The sequence below is a fragment of the Ideonella flava genome, from assembly GCF_051857595.1.
In the GTDB taxonomy this organism is placed as follows: domain Bacteria; phylum Pseudomonadota; class Gammaproteobacteria; order Burkholderiales; family Burkholderiaceae_C; genus Ideonella.
The window spans coordinates 408502-422561 of sequence record NZ_JBPZHD010000002.1 but is presented as its reverse complement, the minus strand read 5'-3'; the positions used below and the strand labels follow the sequence as shown (position 1 = coordinate 422561).

General features: G+C 69.9%; 15 protein-coding genes. 5 read left to right on the top strand and 10 right to left on the bottom strand.

What is annotated here, in order from left to right; translation table 11 throughout:
* Positions 1 to 24 precede the first annotated feature (24 nt).
* The 5 genes from ACS5PM_RS05650 to ACS5PM_RS05630 all read left to right on the top strand — a co-directional run bounded on the left by ACS5PM_RS05650 (position 25) and on the right by ACS5PM_RS05630 (position 5040).
* Positions 25 to 234, top strand: a complete 210-nt coding sequence (locus ACS5PM_RS05650) for a dodecin (RefSeq protein ID WP_439386370.1) — start codon at positions 25 to 27, stop codon at positions 232 to 234.
* Positions 235 to 242: 8 nt separating this feature from the next.
* Entirely contained in the window at positions 243 to 1664 is a 1422-nt protein-coding gene (locus tag ACS5PM_RS05645; RefSeq protein WP_439386368.1) for an NfeD family protein, read from the top strand.
* Complete coding sequence (locus tag ACS5PM_RS05640; protein ID WP_439386366.1) at positions 1661 to 2437, top strand: slipin family protein; 777 nt, start codon at positions 1661 to 1663, stop codon at positions 2435 to 2437. Before ACS5PM_RS05645 ends, ACS5PM_RS05640 begins: the two co-directional genes overlap by 4 nt.
* A gap of 124 nt (positions 2438 to 2561) precedes the next feature.
* The gene (locus tag ACS5PM_RS05635) at positions 2562 to 4292 is read left to right on the top strand and encodes an ExeA family protein (protein ID WP_439386363.1); all 1731 of its coding nucleotides are present in this window, start codon (positions 2562 to 2564) and stop codon (positions 4290 to 4292) included.
* Between the two features lie 13 nt (positions 4293 to 4305).
* The gene (locus ACS5PM_RS05630; protein WP_439386361.1) at positions 4306 to 5040 is read left to right on the top strand and encodes a general secretion pathway protein GspB; all 735 of its coding nucleotides are present in this window, start codon (positions 4306 to 4308) and stop codon (positions 5038 to 5040) included.
* A 1-nt stretch (position 5041) separates the two neighbouring features.
* Here ACS5PM_RS05630 and aroQ read toward each other — a convergent pair whose 3' ends face one another.
* The 10 genes from aroQ to folE2 all read right to left on the bottom strand — a co-directional run bounded on the left by aroQ (position 5042) and on the right by folE2 (position 14013).
* The gene (aroQ, locus tag ACS5PM_RS05625) at positions 5042 to 5479 is read right to left on the bottom strand and encodes a type II 3-dehydroquinate dehydratase (RefSeq protein WP_439386359.1); all 438 of its coding nucleotides are present in this window, start codon (positions 5477 to 5479) and stop codon (positions 5042 to 5044) included.
* The gene (locus ACS5PM_RS05620) at positions 5476 to 6396 is read right to left on the bottom strand and encodes a sugar phosphate isomerase/epimerase family protein (protein WP_439386357.1); all 921 of its coding nucleotides are present in this window, start codon (positions 6394 to 6396) and stop codon (positions 5476 to 5478) included. Before ACS5PM_RS05620 ends, aroQ begins: the two co-directional genes overlap by 4 nt.
* A 26-nt stretch (positions 6397 to 6422) precedes the next feature.
* Positions 6423 to 7496, bottom strand: a complete 1074-nt coding sequence (locus ACS5PM_RS05615; protein WP_439386355.1) for a porin — start codon at positions 7494 to 7496, stop codon at positions 6423 to 6425.
* Between the two features lie 121 nt (positions 7497 to 7617).
* Positions 7618 to 8499, bottom strand: a complete 882-nt coding sequence (locus ACS5PM_RS05610) for a 4-hydroxyphenylpyruvate dioxygenase (protein WP_439386353.1) — start codon at positions 8497 to 8499, stop codon at positions 7618 to 7620.
* Positions 8500 to 8523: 24 nt separating this feature from the next.
* On the bottom strand, positions 8524 to 9396 hold the full coding sequence (locus ACS5PM_RS05605; RefSeq protein WP_439386351.1) for a shikimate dehydrogenase: 873 nt from the start codon (positions 9394 to 9396) through the stop codon (positions 8524 to 8526).
* On the bottom strand, positions 9393 to 10406 hold the full coding sequence (locus tag ACS5PM_RS05600; protein WP_439386348.1) for a TRAP transporter substrate-binding protein: 1014 nt from the start codon (positions 10404 to 10406) through the stop codon (positions 9393 to 9395). Before ACS5PM_RS05600 ends, ACS5PM_RS05605 begins: the two co-directional genes overlap by 4 nt.
* 41 nt (positions 10407 to 10447) lie before the next feature.
* Positions 10448 to 11728, bottom strand: a complete 1281-nt coding sequence (locus tag ACS5PM_RS05595; RefSeq protein ID WP_439386346.1) for a TRAP transporter large permease — start codon at positions 11726 to 11728, stop codon at positions 10448 to 10450.
* 21 nt (positions 11729 to 11749) lie between these two features.
* Positions 11750 to 12334, bottom strand: a complete 585-nt coding sequence (locus ACS5PM_RS05590; RefSeq protein ID WP_439386344.1) for a TRAP transporter small permease — start codon at positions 12332 to 12334, stop codon at positions 11750 to 11752.
* 128 nt (positions 12335 to 12462) lie between these two features.
* The gene (locus tag ACS5PM_RS05585) at positions 12463 to 13158 is read right to left on the bottom strand and encodes a TetR/AcrR family transcriptional regulator (RefSeq protein WP_439386342.1); all 696 of its coding nucleotides are present in this window, start codon (positions 13156 to 13158) and stop codon (positions 12463 to 12465) included.
* Between the two features lie 51 nt (positions 13159 to 13209).
* A complete protein-coding gene (gene folE2 / locus ACS5PM_RS05580) occupies positions 13210 to 14013 on the bottom strand; it encodes a GTP cyclohydrolase FolE2 (RefSeq protein ID WP_439386339.1) in 804 nt (267 codons plus the stop codon).
* Positions 14014 to 14060 lie beyond the last annotated feature (47 nt).

Genomic DNA, 14060 nt, shown 5'->3' with positions numbered 1-14060 from the left:
TTGCCGGCCCGCGAGGAGTCCAGCATGGCCAATCACGTCTACAAGATGGTCGAGATCGTCGGCACCTCCACCACCAGCACCGACGACGCGGTCCGCAACGCGATCGAGACCGCTGCCAAGACCATCCGCCGCATCGACTGGTTCGAGGTCTGCGAGACCCGCGGCCATGTGCTGGACGGCAAGGTCGATCACTTCCAGGTCACCTTGAAACTGGGCTTCCGCATCGAAGACTAGGAGCGGCGGTGCGCCTGCGGGCAGCCTGGGCAGCGGCGCTGGCGCTGCTGGCGGGCTCGCTTTGGCCGTCGCTGCCGGTGGCACAGGAGCCCGCGGCCCGCCCAGTCGTCCTGCTGCGCATCGACGGCCCCATCGGCCCCGCCACGGCCGACTACGTGCACCGCGGCCTGGCCCGCGCCGCGCAGGAGCGGGCCCAGCTCGTCGTGCTGCAGCTGGACACGCCGGGCGGCCTCGACACCGCCATGCGCGGCATCATCAAGGACATCCTCGGCGCGCCCATGCCGGTGGCCGCCTTCGTCGCTCCGCGCGGCGCGCGCGCGGCCAGTGCCGGCACCTACATCCTGTACGCCGCCCACATCGCGGCGATGGCGCCGGCCACCAACCTCGGGGCCGCAACGCCGATCGCCGTCGGCATGCCTTCGCCGTCGCCGGCCACCGAGCCACCGTCCCGCCAGGCCAGCGCCGCTTCTAAAGCCGAGCCAGGGCACGACGCGATGACGGCCAAGCGAATCAACGATGCGGCCGCCTACATCCGGGCCCTGGCGCAGCTGCGCGGGCGCGACGCGACCTGGGCCGAACTAGCGGTGCGCGAGGCCGTCAGCCTGCCCGCACACGATGCCGCCGCGCGCCGCGTGATCGACCTGGTGGCCGAGGACGTCGACGGCCTGTTGCGCCACGTCGACGGCCGACGCGTGGCATTGGGCAGCCAGTCCGCCGCCGCCGGCGGGGCTGCCGTCACCCTCGCCACCGCCGGCGCGCGCGTCATGGCGATCGAACCCGATGCGCGCGAGCGCGCCCTGGCTGCCATCAGCGACCCCAGCCTCGCGCTGATCCTGCTGATGATCGGCTTCTACGGCCTGCTGTTCGAGTTCATGAACCCGGGCATGGTGGCGCCCGGGGTGATCGGCGCACTGAGCCTGGTGCTGGCGATGTGGGGCTTGCAGATGCTGCCGATCAACCTCGCCGGGCTCGCGCTGATCGCGCTGGGCCTGTGCTTCTTCGTCGCCGAGGCGTTCATGCCGAGCTTTGGCGCGCTGGGCCTGGGAGGCACCGTGGCCTTCGCGCTGGGCGCGCTGATGCTGGTCGACAGCGAAGCGCCGGGCTTCGGCGTGCCGCCGGCGCTGGTCGGCACGCTCGCGCTGGTGTCGGGCGCGGTGGTGCTGGGCATTGCCGCGATGGCGGCGCGGGCGCGGCGGCAGCCGCAGGCCTGCGGGCCTTCGCTGCTGATAGGCGCCACCGGCGAGATCGTCGAGGCCGATCCTTCGGGCGGCGAAGCCTGGGTCGCCATCGAAGGCGAACGCTGGCGCGCCCGTTCGACCGAGGTCCTGCTGGCCGGCCAGCGCGTGCGCGTCTCACGTGTCGATGGCCTGATGCTGCAGGTGAATCCCGTCGTAGCACCCGCCCCTTCGCCAGGAGCCCAGACCCCATGATCTTCGACTACCCCATCGGCCTGTCGGCCGTCGCCCTGCTGCTGATCCTGCTGGTCTCCAGCTCGCTGCGCATCCTGCGCGAGTACGAACGCGCGGTGGTCTTCCAGCTCGGCCGCTTCTGGCGGGTCAAGGGTCCGGGGCTGGTGCTGCTCATCCCGGGCATCCAGCAGATGGTGCGGGTGGATCTGCGGACGGTGGTGATGGACGTGCCGAGCCAGGACGTGATCTCGCGCGACAACGTCACGCTCAAGGTCAACGCGGTGCTGTACTTCCGCGTCGTCGACCCGCAGAAGGCGGTGATCCAGGTCGAGAACTTCCTCGCCGCCACCAGCCAGCTGGCCCAGACCACGTTGCGCGCCGTGCTCGGCAAGCATGCGCTGGACGAGATGCTGTCCGAGCGCGAGCGGCTGAACCTCGACCTGCAGAAGATCCTCGACAGCCAGACCGACGCGTGGGGCATCAAGGTCGCGAATGTCGAAATCAAGCACGTCGACCTCAACGAAAGCATGATCCGCGCGATCGCCCGCCAGGCCGAGGCCGAGCGCGAACGGCGGGCCAAGGTGATCCACGCCGAGGGCGAGTTGCAGGCCTCCGAGAAGCTGGCCCAGGCCGCCGAGGTGCTGGCGCGCCAGCCCCAGGCCCTGCAGCTGCGCTACCTCGAGACCCTGACCGTGATCGCTGCCGACAAGAACTCGACCATCGTGTTTCCCCTCCCGCTGGACATCGTCGGGCCCTTGCTGCAGGCACTGAAGCGCCCACCTCCACCCCACTGATACAGTGCCGTTTCTTGGGCGCGCGAAGCGCCGCCCACTTCAAGGGCGTGCGCGGATCCGGCTTTGCCGGTCCGCTGCGCGAGCCCCCTCGGGGGGCAGCGACCAGAGGGAGCGTGGGGGCCCCATGTATTCGAAGTTCTTCGGGCTGAAGCATCAGCCTTTCTCGATCGCACCCGATCCTCGCTACCTGTTCATGAGCGAGCGCCATCGCGAGGCGCTGGCGCACCTGCTGTACGGGCTCAAGGGCGGCGGCGGCTTCGTGCTGCTGACGGGAGAGATCGGCGCGGGCAAGACCACCGTCTGCCGCTGCTTCCTGGAGCAGGTGCCGCCGCGCTGCAACGTCGCCTACATCTTCAACCCCAAGCTCACGGTGCCCGAGCTGCTGCAGACGGTGTGCGACGAGTTCCGCATCCCCCTGACCGAGCTGCCCGCCGGCACGGTTCGCTCGGTCAAGGACTACATCGACCCGCTCAACGAGTTCCTGCTGCGCACGCATGCCGTCGGGCAGTCCAACGTGCTGATCATCGACGAGGCGCAGAACCTGTCGGCCGACGTGCTGGAGCAGTTGCGCCTGCTGACCAACCTGGAAACGGCCGAACGCAAGCTGCTGCAGATCATCCTCATCGGCCAGCCCGAGCTGCGCGATATGCTGGCGCGGCCCGAGCTGGAGCAGCTGGCCCAGCGCGTCATCGCGCGCTACCACCTGGGCGCCCTGGGCGCCTCCGAGACGGCCCACTATGTACAGCACCGGCTCGGCGTCGCGGGCGGTAGCGGCGCGATGCCCTTCGACAAGCCGGCCCTCAAGCGCATCCACCAGCTCTCGCGCGGCGTGCCACGGCGCATCAACCTGCTGTGCGACCGGGCGCTGCTGGGCGGCTATGCCACCGGGCAGCAGCGCATAGGGACGGAGGTGGTCGAGCAGGCCGCGGCCGAGGTTTTCGGCACGGCGCCGGCGGGCAGGGCGGCGGCCTGGCGCTTCGGTGGATCGGGCGAGTGGGCCTCGAACGTGAGGCGCGCCGTCCCCTGGGCGGGCGGCGTGCTGGTCGGGGTGTCGATCGCTGCAGCGTCGGCGTGGATGCTGCGGCCATCCGGCGCAACGCCCTCGCCCGGGTCGGCTGCCAGCGCCGCACTGGCGTCGGTGACGGCCAGCGCCATGCCGAGCGCGGCGCCGGTGCGCGCGAGTGCTCCGACCCGCGGCGAAGCGTCGCCGCCAGCCCCCGTGGCCAGTGCCACGGCCCTGGGCGCCAGCGAGCTGCGCGCCGTCTTCAACGCCCAGTTGCGCGGCGAGGCCGATGCGTGGCGCGCCCTGGCCTCGGCCTGGGGCCTCAAGCTCCCCGCGAGCGCCGATCCCTGCAATGCCGCCGCGAAGCAGGACCTGCCTTGCTACAAGGGCCCCGGCAGCCTGGCCGTGGTGCGCCAGCTCGACCGCCCCGGCCTGCTGGTGCTATACGACGGCGACGGCCGCGCCTACCACGTGCTGTTGACCTCCCTGACGGCCGACAGCGCCACCCTGCGGCGCGGCGCGGCCAGCGTCACGGTGCCTCTCGCCACGCTGGGCGCGGCCTGGCGCGGCGAGTTCGGGACCTTCTGGCGCGCACCGGCCGGGTATGCCGGCTCGGTCGGCTTCACGGCCGCCAACGGCGAGGCCGCTCAATGGCTGGCGGGGCGGCTGGCGCAGGTGTTGCCCTCGGGCGCTGCCAGCGCGCCCCTGCCCTCGCGCATCGCCGCCTTCCAGGTCGCCCAGGGCCTGCCGCCCGACGGGCTCGCCGGCCCGCTGACGCTGATGCTGCTCAACCGCGCCACCGGGGTGGACGAGCCGCGGCTGCAGCCCTCCACCGTGGCGGCCAGCCGCTGAGCAAGAGACCGCCATGTCCTACATCCTCGACGCACTGAAGCGGGCCGACGCCGAACGCGACCGCGGCCAGGTGCCCGGCCTGCATGCGCATCCCCTGGGCGAGGGCAGCAGGGCAGACGCTCCCTCTGGCCTGCCCCGCTGGGCTCTGTGGAGCGGCGTGGCGGCAGGCGCCGTCGTGCTGGCCGCGCTGGCCTGGCGCATGGGGGCCGATGCGAATGCGCCGGTGCCGGTGGTGATCCCGCCCGCTCCGGCCGAAGCGACGGCCCCCGCGCCGCTGGCCGCGGCGCCCGCCCCGAACGTCACGCCGACACCGGTGCCGGCCAACACCACTCCGCAAGTGCCCAGCTACGCGCCCCCGCCGGTGACGGCGGCCCCGCGCCCGCCGAGGGAAGCCCGAGTGCCGGCAACCGCCGCCAGCGAGCCGCCCGTCGCGGTGGCACCGGTCAAGTCGCCGGTGGCAGCGACACCGGCGCCGCCGCCCGCGCCGGCGGCGAGCGTCACCGCGCCAGCGGCAGCCGCCAGGATCCCGCTGCTGTCCGAACTGCCCTCGTCCCTTCGCCAGCAGTTGCCGGCGCTGACGGTCAGCGGCTCGGTCTACTCGGACGACGCGGCCAGCCGCTTCATCATGCTCAACGGCGACGTGGTGAAGGAAGGCGCCCAGCCCGCGCCGGGGCTGGTCGTCGAGCGGATCGAGCCGCGCAGCGCGGTGCTTAGATACAAGGGCGAGCGCTTCCGCCTGCCCTATTGATTCAGCCGCCCAGCTTGCCCGCGAGGTAGCGCAGCGCCGCGCCGTAGCCGTACACCCCGAGGCCGGCGATCACGCCGTCAGCTACGCCGGAGATGTAGGAGTGGTGGCGAAACTCCTCGCGCTTGTGCACGTTGCTGATGTGCACTTCGACCACCGGCAGCGCCACCCCGGCGAGCGCGTCGCGCAGCGCCACGCTGGTGTGGGTCAGGCCGCCCGGGTTGATCACGATGCCGCGGGTCCCGTCCAGCCGCGCCGCGTGGATCCGGTCGATCAACGCGCCCTCGTGGTTGCTCTGGAAGCACTGCGCCACCAGCCCGAGCGAGGCGGCCTCGTCGACGAAGCGGCGCTCGACATCGGCCAGCGTGTCCGCCCCGTAGATCTGCGGCTCGCGCGTGCCGAGCAGGTTCAGGTTGGGGCCGTTCAACAGGAGGATGCTCATGGTGGCGATGCTAGCGGCTGTCGCAGCCGGATCCGCCCCGGCAGCGGCAAGGAGCGGCGCAGCACGCCCTCGGCAAGCCACACCGCCGAGTCTCGCGCGCGAGCCGCGACGGCCGGCAAGGGCAGCTGCTGGTAGTCGTCGTTGAAGACCTCGAAGCTGTAGTCGCCGCGGTAGCCGAGCGCGTCGAGCCGCGTCACCAGGGCCGCCAGCGCCTCGCTGTGCACGCCCTCGCCCGGGAAGACGCGGAAGTGCCGCGCGGTCTCGATGCGCTCCTGCACCGTGCGCGTCTCCTGCCACATGAAGTCCGACAGTTGCACGAGAAAGATCTTCGCCGGATCGACGTCGTCCAGCACCTGCAGCGGCGTGGCCGTGGCGAACTGGTGGTACGAGTCGATGCCCAGGCCCAGGTTGGGGCAGTCCGCCATCTGCACCGCCGCCCAGGCCTGGTGGACCTCGTTGATGTGGCGGCCCCAGGACAGGCCTTCGTAGGCCACCTTGATGCCGTGCGGCACGGCCAGCATCGCGAGCTTGCGCAGGTCGCGCGCGATGGCGTCCGGGTCGGCGGTCGCATGCTGCGAGGTGGAGCTGCAGGCCAGCAGCACCTTCGCGCCCAGCGCTGCGGCCATGGCGATCATCTGCTTGGCGATGTCGACCTTGTAGGCATGCAGATGGCCCGCCAGGCCCTCGAAGTCGCGCAGCACCTGGAAGCCGGTGACGCGCAGGCCGCTCGCCTTCACCGCGGCCACCGCCGCCTCCACGCCCTGCGGATGCCCGACGATGTCTCGCGCCGCCAGCATGACCTGGCCGAAGCCGGCCGCGCGGACGGCGGCGAGCTTGGCCTCGAGCGGACCGGCCAGGGTGATGGTGTCCATGCCGAAGTCGGCGATGTGCACGGCGTGGGAAGCCGGGTAGCTCATCGGGTCATCCTCCAAAGATCGAGGGATCAGAACGACACGCGCAGGCCGGCCTGGCTGACGCCCTCCTGGGCGATGTAGTCCTTCAGGTCGCCGGTGGCCTGGGAGGCCGAGGCGTAGAGGAAGGCTGTCTTCGACAAGCCATAGCGCACGCCCACCGCCACCTTGCCCAGCGAAAGGTTCTGGCCGTCGGCGGCCTCGTACTTCACGCCCGTGTAGTTGGCGCCGAAGGTGAAGCGGCCCCACGGCACTTCGGCGCCTATCGTGTAGCCCTTGATCTGGTCGGCGGTGAAGCTGACCGGGCCGGTGACGACCAGGTTGCTGCCGATGAAGGCACCGTTGCCGGAGGTGGTGCGCAGCTCGCTGTTGCGCTGCAGGCCGCCCAGCACCTTGACCACACCGAAGTCGTAGTTCGCCGCCAGCGTCAGCGACTTGTTGACGTTCTTGCCTTCGGCCTGCGACTTGTTCCACTCGTACGACAGTCCGGTGTAGAGCGGCCCGGCCCCGTAGGACAGCTTCAGGCCGAGGAAGCGGTCCTGCGCGCCTTCCTGGGGGGCGACCTGCACGCCGGCCTGGAAGCCGCCATAGCTCAGGCTCTGCAGCTGGATCACGTTGTCGGCGCGCGGCGCGTTCAGCCAGAAGGGCAGGCTCTTGCCGACGTTGGTGACCGCCGTGCCCGGGTTGAGCGTGAGCGCATTGCCGAAGGGGTTGCTCTGCCACATCACCGAGTCCTCGAAGATGTACTGGCGGCCGATGCGCAGCTCGCCCAGGTCGGCCGAGGACAGGAAGATGTAGCCCTGGCGCCCGAACGAGCGGCCGCCTTGCCCCAGCGAGCCGGTGTCGACCAGCACGCCGCTTTCGAGCAGGACGCCGGCGCGCAGGCCGTTGCCGAGGTCCTCGTTGGCCTTGATGCCCCAGCGCGAGCCGTTCAGGCCGTTGACCGTGCCGTCGTTGACCACGTTGTCGTCGCCGGCGCCCGACTTCGACCCTGCGCTGTAATGCGTGAGGTTGGCGTCGACCAGCGCGAACAGGTTCACGCTGGACTGGGCCTGCGCGGCGCCGGCGGCGGCCAGGAGGGCGAGGGTTGTCGTCAGCTTCTTCATCGGTTGTCTCTGTTGATGGGGTGACGGCCGTGGCATGCCATGGCCTCGCGCAGGCATGCCGCGGCCATGCCCCGCGCACGGCCACGCGGGGAGTCGGTGATGAGTGGGTGGGGCTGCTGCGCTATCCGGGCCTCAGCACCAGTTCGAAGCTGGTGCCCTGCGGGCCGGCGTGGGTCAGCGCGCCCTTGACGCCGCTGCGCACGCCTTCGCCGGATTCGACGAACTCGACGCCGCGCTCGCGCAGCGTGGCCACTGCGGCGAGCACGTCGGGCGTGCCGAGCGCAATGCGGTGCAGGCTCTCGGCCGCGTCGATCTCGGCAGCGTCGATGTCGGGCTCTATCAGCTGCCAGTGCAGGCTGCCGCAGGGGCTGGCGAGGATGCGGCCCTGGTTCAGCACGCCGAAGTGCCTGTCCGGCGGCAGCTCGACGAAGCCGAACAGCTCGCCGTAGAAGGCCATCCAGTCGGCCAGGCGGTCGAAGCCGATGTACTGCACGATGCCGAACCAGCCCAGGCCCGCCAGCGCGGGCGGATGCGGGTCGACGGTGGGGATGGGAACGAAGTCGACGTCGTAGATCGAGAACTCGCGCCAGCGGTCGACGAAGTAGATCCGGCTGGCCCCCACGCCGTGGATGGCGGGGATGTTCAGCTCCATGGGTTCGACCTGGGTGGCCACGGGCCAGGCCCCCAGCTCGAGCACGCGCCGGTATGCCGCCGCCGCATCGCGCACCCGAAAGGCGATGGCGGCGATCTGCGGCTCAGTGTCGGGTGCCAGGCCACCGGCCGGCCGGTGGGCATTGACGATCACGTTCATGCCGCCTTGCCGGTACAGCAGCACCTCGCGCGAGCGGTGGCGCGCCACGGGGCGAAAGCCGATCTGCTCCAGTGCCTGGCCGAGCGCCTGCGGGCGGGCCGTTTCGTACTCGACGAACTCGATGCCGGCCAGCCCCAGCGGGTTGGGCAGCGGGCCGAGGGCTTCGCGGTCGGGAGATGGGGTGTGCGCCATCGTGGCAGCTCCAATCTGTGCGTGTCAGCGTCCGACGAGGGCGCGGAAATGCGCTTCCATCCGGCGCGCATCGGGCGAGCAGCCGGTGAACAGCTCGAAGGCTCCGACGGCCTGGCCTACCGCCATGCCGCCTCCATCAGCCACGGCGCAACCCGCGGCACGCGCGGCCTGCAGAAGCGCCGTTTCCAGCGGGAAGTACACGACCTCGGAGACCCACAGCGACGGGCGCAGCAGGCCGGGCTCCAGCGGCAGGCCGGGCAGCTTGTCCATCCCGGTGGGCGTGGCGTGGATCAGGCCGGTGGCGCCTTCGAGGGCGCTCGCAGCGTCGACGCTTGCGGTGGCACGGGCCCCTTGGTGCCATCGGTTCAGCTCGGCCGCGAGCTGCTCCGCGCGGGCGGGATCCTGGTCGACCACGCGTAGCGCGCCGGCGCCCAGGCGCAGCACTGCGTGGGCGATGGCGGCGCCCGCGCCGCCCGCGCCCAGCAGCACGACGACGCCCAGGTCCGCCTGTGGCAAGGCACGCGTGAAGCCGCGCGCCCAGCCCGAGCCATCGGTGTTGTGCCCGACCAGCCGGCCATCGGGCTGCACGACCACCGTGTTCACCGCGCCCATCGCGCGGGCCTCGTCGGACAGTTCGTCCAGCAGCGCAATCACGGCCTGCTTGCACGGATAGGTCACGTTCAGGCCGGCAAAGCCCATGATCCGCGCCGCCGCGAGCAGGGTGGGCAGATCGCTCGTGGAGGACTTCGCACGGTCCAGGTCGATCAGCTGGTAGTGCAGTCGCAGCCCATGGTGAGCCGCCTCCGCCTCGTGCATCGCGGGCGAGAGCGACTTCTGGATGCCGGCGCCGATCAGGCCTATCAGCACCTTGCGCGGCTCGGCAGGCCTGCCGGTCACTTGCCGCCTCGCAGCTTGGCCAGGGCGGCGTAGACCTCCTTGACCGTGTCGGCGCCTACCTTCTCGCTGTGCTTGTCGACCACCGGCTTGACCTTGGCGCGCAGCTTCTCGATCTCGGCCGGCGGCAGCTCGCTGACCTGCAGGCCGGACTTCTTCAATTCATCCAGCGCCACGTTGGCCTGGACGCGCGACACACCGCGCTGGAAGGTCGTCGCCTCGGCCATCGCCTCGGTGATGATCTTCTTCTCGGCCGGGCTCAGCGCATCGTGCAGCTTCTTGCTCATCAGCACGGCCTGCGGGTTGTAGATGTGGTGCGTGAGGGTGAGGTACTTCTGCACCTCGTTGAGCTTGGACGAGCGGATGGTCGTGACCGGGTTCTCCTGGCCGTCCACCGCCTTCTGCTCCAGCGCGGGGTACAGCTCGGGGAAGGGCATGGGCACCGCGTTCGCGCCCAGCGCGTTGAACAGGTCGATGTAGATCGGCGACTGGATCACGCGGACCTTCAGGCCCGTGATGTCCTCTGCCTTGGCGATCGGCCGCTTGCTGTTGGTGAGGTCGCGAAAGCCCAGCTCCCAGTAGCCCAGCCCCACCAGGTTCTTCTCGGCCAGCCTGGCCAGCAGCTTCTGGCCGAAGGGGCCGTCGGTGATGGCATCGGCCTCCTGCGGACTGTTGAACAGGAACGGGAAATCGAAAATGCCGAACTCGCGGGCCTGCGCGGAGAGGATGCCGGCGTTGAGCACCGTCATCTCTATCGTGCCGCCCTGCAGCGCAGACACGGTCTGCAGGTCTCCGCCCAGCGTGCCGCCGGCAAACAGCTTCACGGTGATCTTGCCGCCGCTCTTGGCGGCGACCAGGTCGGCGAACTTCTTCGCTCCCTGCGCCTGCGGGTGATCGGCCTGGTTCTGGAAGGCGAACTTGATGGTGCGCTCGCTGACCTGGGCCTGGGCCGTGCCGGCCAGGGCGGCGAAGGCGGTGCAGGCGAGCAGGGTGCGACGGGTGAACGGATGCATTCGTGTCTCCACGGTAGGGGTTGTGCGTGCGGGGAATCGGCTCAGGCGGCGAACCACTTCGCCGGCCCGGTGACCAGCCAGGGGAAGGCCACCATGAGGAACATCACGCCGAACTCGGCGGCCATGAACGGCAGGACGCCCCGGGTGACTTCGTCCATCCTCATGCGCCCCACGCCGGCCACGACGTTGAGCACGGTGCCCACCGGCGGCGTGATGAGGCCGATGGCGTTGTTGATGATGAACAGCACGCCGAAGTAGACCGGGTCTATGCCCGCGGCCTTGACCACCGGCATCAGCACCGGCGTCATGATCAGGATGGTCGGCGTCATGTCCATCGCGGTGCCGACGGCCATCACCAGCACCATGATCGCGATCAGCAAGAGGGTCTGGTTGCCCATGAAGGGTTGCAGCAGCTCGATCATCTTGCTGGGGATGTCGGCCACGGTGATGAGCCAGGCGCTGACCATGGCGGCGGCCACCAGGAACATGATCACCGCGGTGGTCTTGGCCGCGCTGACGAAGACCTCGTGCAACTGCTTCCAGTTCAGTTCGCGATACACCAGCGTGGACACCAGCAGCGCGTAGACAGCGGCCACGACCGCGGCCTCGGTCGGCGTGAACACGCCCAGCTTCAGGCCCACGACCACGATGACGGGCAGCAGCAGGGCCCAGGTCGAGTCCCTCAGCGCCTTCATCCGCTCGGCGGCGCTGGCCTTGGGCGGCGGCACCACCTTCTCGCGCTTGGCCACGAACCACCAGGCCAGCGCTATCGACAGGCCCATCAGCAGCCCGGGCACGATGCCGGCCAGGAAAAGCTTGCTGATGGACACGTTGGCCGCGACGCCGAAGACCACGAAGCCGATCGACGGCGGGATGACCGGCGCGATGATGCCGGCCGAGGCGATGAGGCCGCCGGCGCGCGCCTTGTCGTGGCCCGCGGCCACCATCATCGGCAGCAGCAGCGAGGCCAGCGCCGCCGTGTCGGCCACGGCCGAGCCGGACAGTGCGGCCAGCAGGCAGGCCGCGACGATGGCGACGAAGCCCAGGCCGCCGCGCCGGTGTCCCACCAGCGTGAGGGCCAGCTTGACGATGCGGCGCGACAGGCCGCCGACGTTCATGATCTCGCCGGCCAGCATGAAGAAGGGCACGGCCAGCAGCGGGAAGCTGTCCGCCCCGTTGATCACGTTCTGGGCCAGGATCTGGGCGTCGAACATGTCCAGGTGCCACATGAGCGTGACGCCGGAAAGCAGCAGCGCGTAGGCAATGGGCACGCCGAGGGCCATCACGGCGAGCAGCGAGCCGAGGAAGACGAAAACGGTCATGGCGGTGACTCCCGGGTCTGGTCAGCGGCGGAACGGCATCGAGTGCGGGCCCTGCCCGATCGGCGGCGTCTGGTCGATGTGCAGGGCCTCGACCTGGGCCAGGTCCTCCGACTCCTGCACCATCACCAGCTCTTCGTCACGCAGGCGGCCGGTGAGCGTGCGCCACAGGTCCAGGACCAGCAGCAGCCCGGAGGACAGCGCGAACACCACGCCGCTGGCATAGAAGATCCCCACCGAAGCGCCCGTCACCGGAGCCTCGACGTCGGCGTTGATGCGGGTCTGCGCCCAGGAGCCCGACAGCAACAACCAGGTGGCGTACAGCATCAGCAGCTGTCCGATGGCCAGGCACAGGCGCTTGCCCTTGGGGCCCAGGCGCGAGACGAGCATGTCCGACCCGAGGTGGCCGCGCTCGCGCAGCGCGACGATGGCTCCCAGGAAGGTCATCCACACGAAGAGCCACCGGCTGAGCTCTTCGCTCAGCGTGATTCCGGAGTTGAAGGCGTAGCGCATGACGACGTTGCCGAAGACCAGCACCACCATCAGGGCCAGCAGGCCGACCAGCAGCCATTCGAGCAAGCGGCAATAGCCGTCCAGCACCCGGTCCATCACGTGTCTCCTGTTGTGTGGACCGAATAATGTACGAACTGGTTAGTTTTTATATGAGCAAAAACCCTGATCGGCCGGAAAGACGCCGGCGGCGGCGGATCCGGGGCGGATTCCGGGGAGGGTTCGGGTCAGCGCCGGACGAAGCGCACCACCATCTCGATGATGCTTTCGCGGCGCGCGGCGATGGCCGCGGGGGTGTCCAGCTCGCGCTTGAAGATGAGCGAGAAGGTGTGCCGGTTGGACACGTTGAAGAAGCACAGCGCCGAGATCGACATGTGCAGGTCGATGGGGTCGACGTCGGGCCGGAAGACCCCGGCGGCGACGCCGCGCTCGTAGACCGAGCGCACGGCATTGATCACCGGAACGTTCAGTTCCTGGATGGTCTTGGAGCGCGTCAGGAACTCGCCCCGGTGCATGTTCTCGTTCATCACCAGGCGGATGAAATCGGGGTTGCCCAGCTGGTAGTCGAAGGTGAAGCCGACGAGGACGCGAAGCGCATGCTCCGGCGGCAGGTCCTCGAGGTGGAGCTCGGCCTCGATGCGGCGGATGCGGCGATAGGCCTCTTCGAGCACGCGGACGTACAGCCCCTCCTTGCTCTCGAAGTAGTAATAGATCATCCGCTTGCTGGTGCGCGTCAGCGCGGCGATCTCGTCGATGCGCGCGCCGGCCAGGCCCTTGTCGGCGAACTCGGCGGTGGCCACCTCCAGGATGTCCGCCATCGTGCGTTCAGGATCGTTGGTCCGCGCGCCGTCGGCCGCCTCCTCCACCACCTGCTTCGGCGGCCGCCCGCGCCGCGGCTTGGGACTTTGTACGGTCTGGTTCATTGTGCGGAAGCATACGCCGCCGCGCGGCAGACGCGGACCGTTTCGGCGCGCTTACGACCGCTCTATGCGGGCCCAGGCGGAATGATTGTGGATGGACTCGAAGTTCTCCACGTCCACCGAGTAGCGGCCCACGCGCGCATCGGCGTTCAGCGCCAGCGCCACGTCGCGGACCAGGTCCTCGACGAACTTCGGGTTCTCGTAGGCTCGCTCGGTCACCCACTTCTCGTCGGCGCGCTTGAGCATGGGCCAGATCTCGCTGGACGCCGCATCCTCGGCGAAGCGGACGAGCTGGTGCCATTCGATGGGCGCCGAATCGGGCTGCCTGACCTCGACCCGGATGGTGACCAGCGAGCGCTGGTTGTGCGCCCCGTAATCGGAGATCTCCTTCGAGCAGGGGCACAGGCTCTTGACCGGCACGCCCACCTCGGCCCAGACCGAGGAGCGGCCGTCGCGGCGCTCGGCCACCAGCGCACCCTGGTAGTCGAGCAGGCTCTGCAAACCCGACACCGGCGCCCGCTTGCGCAGGAAGAACGAGAACTTCGCCTCGATGCGGCCTTCGGCGGCGTGCAGCTTCTCGAGCATCTCGTCCAGCCCGCGGAGCAGCCCGGCCGGGTCGAGCGCCTCGGTCCGGGCATCGAGCCAGGCCACGAAGCGCGACATGTGGGTGCCCTTCTGCTCCGCCGGCAGGGCGACGTCGAGGGTCCACAAGGCGGCCATGCTTTGCGGGGCGCCCGCCACTTTCAGCGTGAGCGGATAGCGCACGTCCTTCACGCCGACACGCTGGATCGCCAGGTGACGCTCGTCGCGTTCGCTCTGGGTGTCGGGGATGTGCAGCGCGTCGGTCAGGTGGTTCATCGAAATGCGCGGGAGGTTCAGCTCTACAGCCGCGAAGCTTCGCAGCT

Bases quoted from the DNA above. Each gene is read 5' to 3' on its own strand.
- ACS5PM_RS05650 (WP_439386370.1), top strand. From the start codon at position 25: ATGGCCAATCACGTCTACAAGATGGTCGAGATCGTCGGCACCTCCACC.
- ACS5PM_RS05640 (WP_439386366.1), top strand. From the start codon at position 1,661: ATGATCTTCGACTACCCCATCGGCCTGTCGGCCGTCGCCCTGCTGCTG.
- ACS5PM_RS05635 (WP_439386363.1), top strand. From the start codon at position 2,562: ATGTATTCGAAGTTCTTCGGGCTGAAGCATCAGCCTTTCTCGATCGCA.
- ACS5PM_RS05630 (WP_439386361.1), top strand. From the start codon at position 4,306: ATGTCCTACATCCTCGACGCACTGAAGCGGGCCGACGCCGAACGCGAC.
- aroQ (WP_439386359.1), bottom strand. From the start codon at position 5,479: ATGAGCATCCTCCTGTTGAACGGCCCCAACCTGAACCTGCTCGGCACG.
- ACS5PM_RS05620 (WP_439386357.1), bottom strand. From the start codon at position 6,396: ATGAGCTACCCGGCTTCCCACGCCGTGCACATCGCCGACTTCGGCATG.
- ACS5PM_RS05615 (WP_439386355.1), bottom strand. From the start codon at position 7,496: ATGAAGAAGCTGACGACAACCCTCGCCCTCCTGGCCGCCGCCGGCGCC.
- ACS5PM_RS05610 (WP_439386353.1), bottom strand. From the start codon at position 8,499: ATGGCGCACACCCCATCTCCCGACCGCGAAGCCCTCGGCCCGCTGCCC.
- ACS5PM_RS05600 (WP_439386348.1), bottom strand. From the start codon at position 10,406: ATGCATCCGTTCACCCGTCGCACCCTGCTCGCCTGCACCGCCTTCGCC.
- ACS5PM_RS05595 (WP_439386346.1), bottom strand. From the start codon at position 11,728: ATGACCGTTTTCGTCTTCCTCGGCTCGCTGCTCGCCGTGATGGCCCTC.
- ACS5PM_RS05590 (WP_439386344.1), bottom strand. From the start codon at position 12,334: ATGGACCGGGTGCTGGACGGCTATTGCCGCTTGCTCGAATGGCTGCTG.
- ACS5PM_RS05585 (WP_439386342.1), bottom strand. From the start codon at position 13,158: ATGAACCAGACCGTACAAAGTCCCAAGCCGCGGCGCGGGCGGCCGCCG.
- folE2 (WP_439386339.1), bottom strand. From the start codon at position 14,013: ATGAACCACCTGACCGACGCGCTGCACATCCCCGACACCCAGAGCGAA.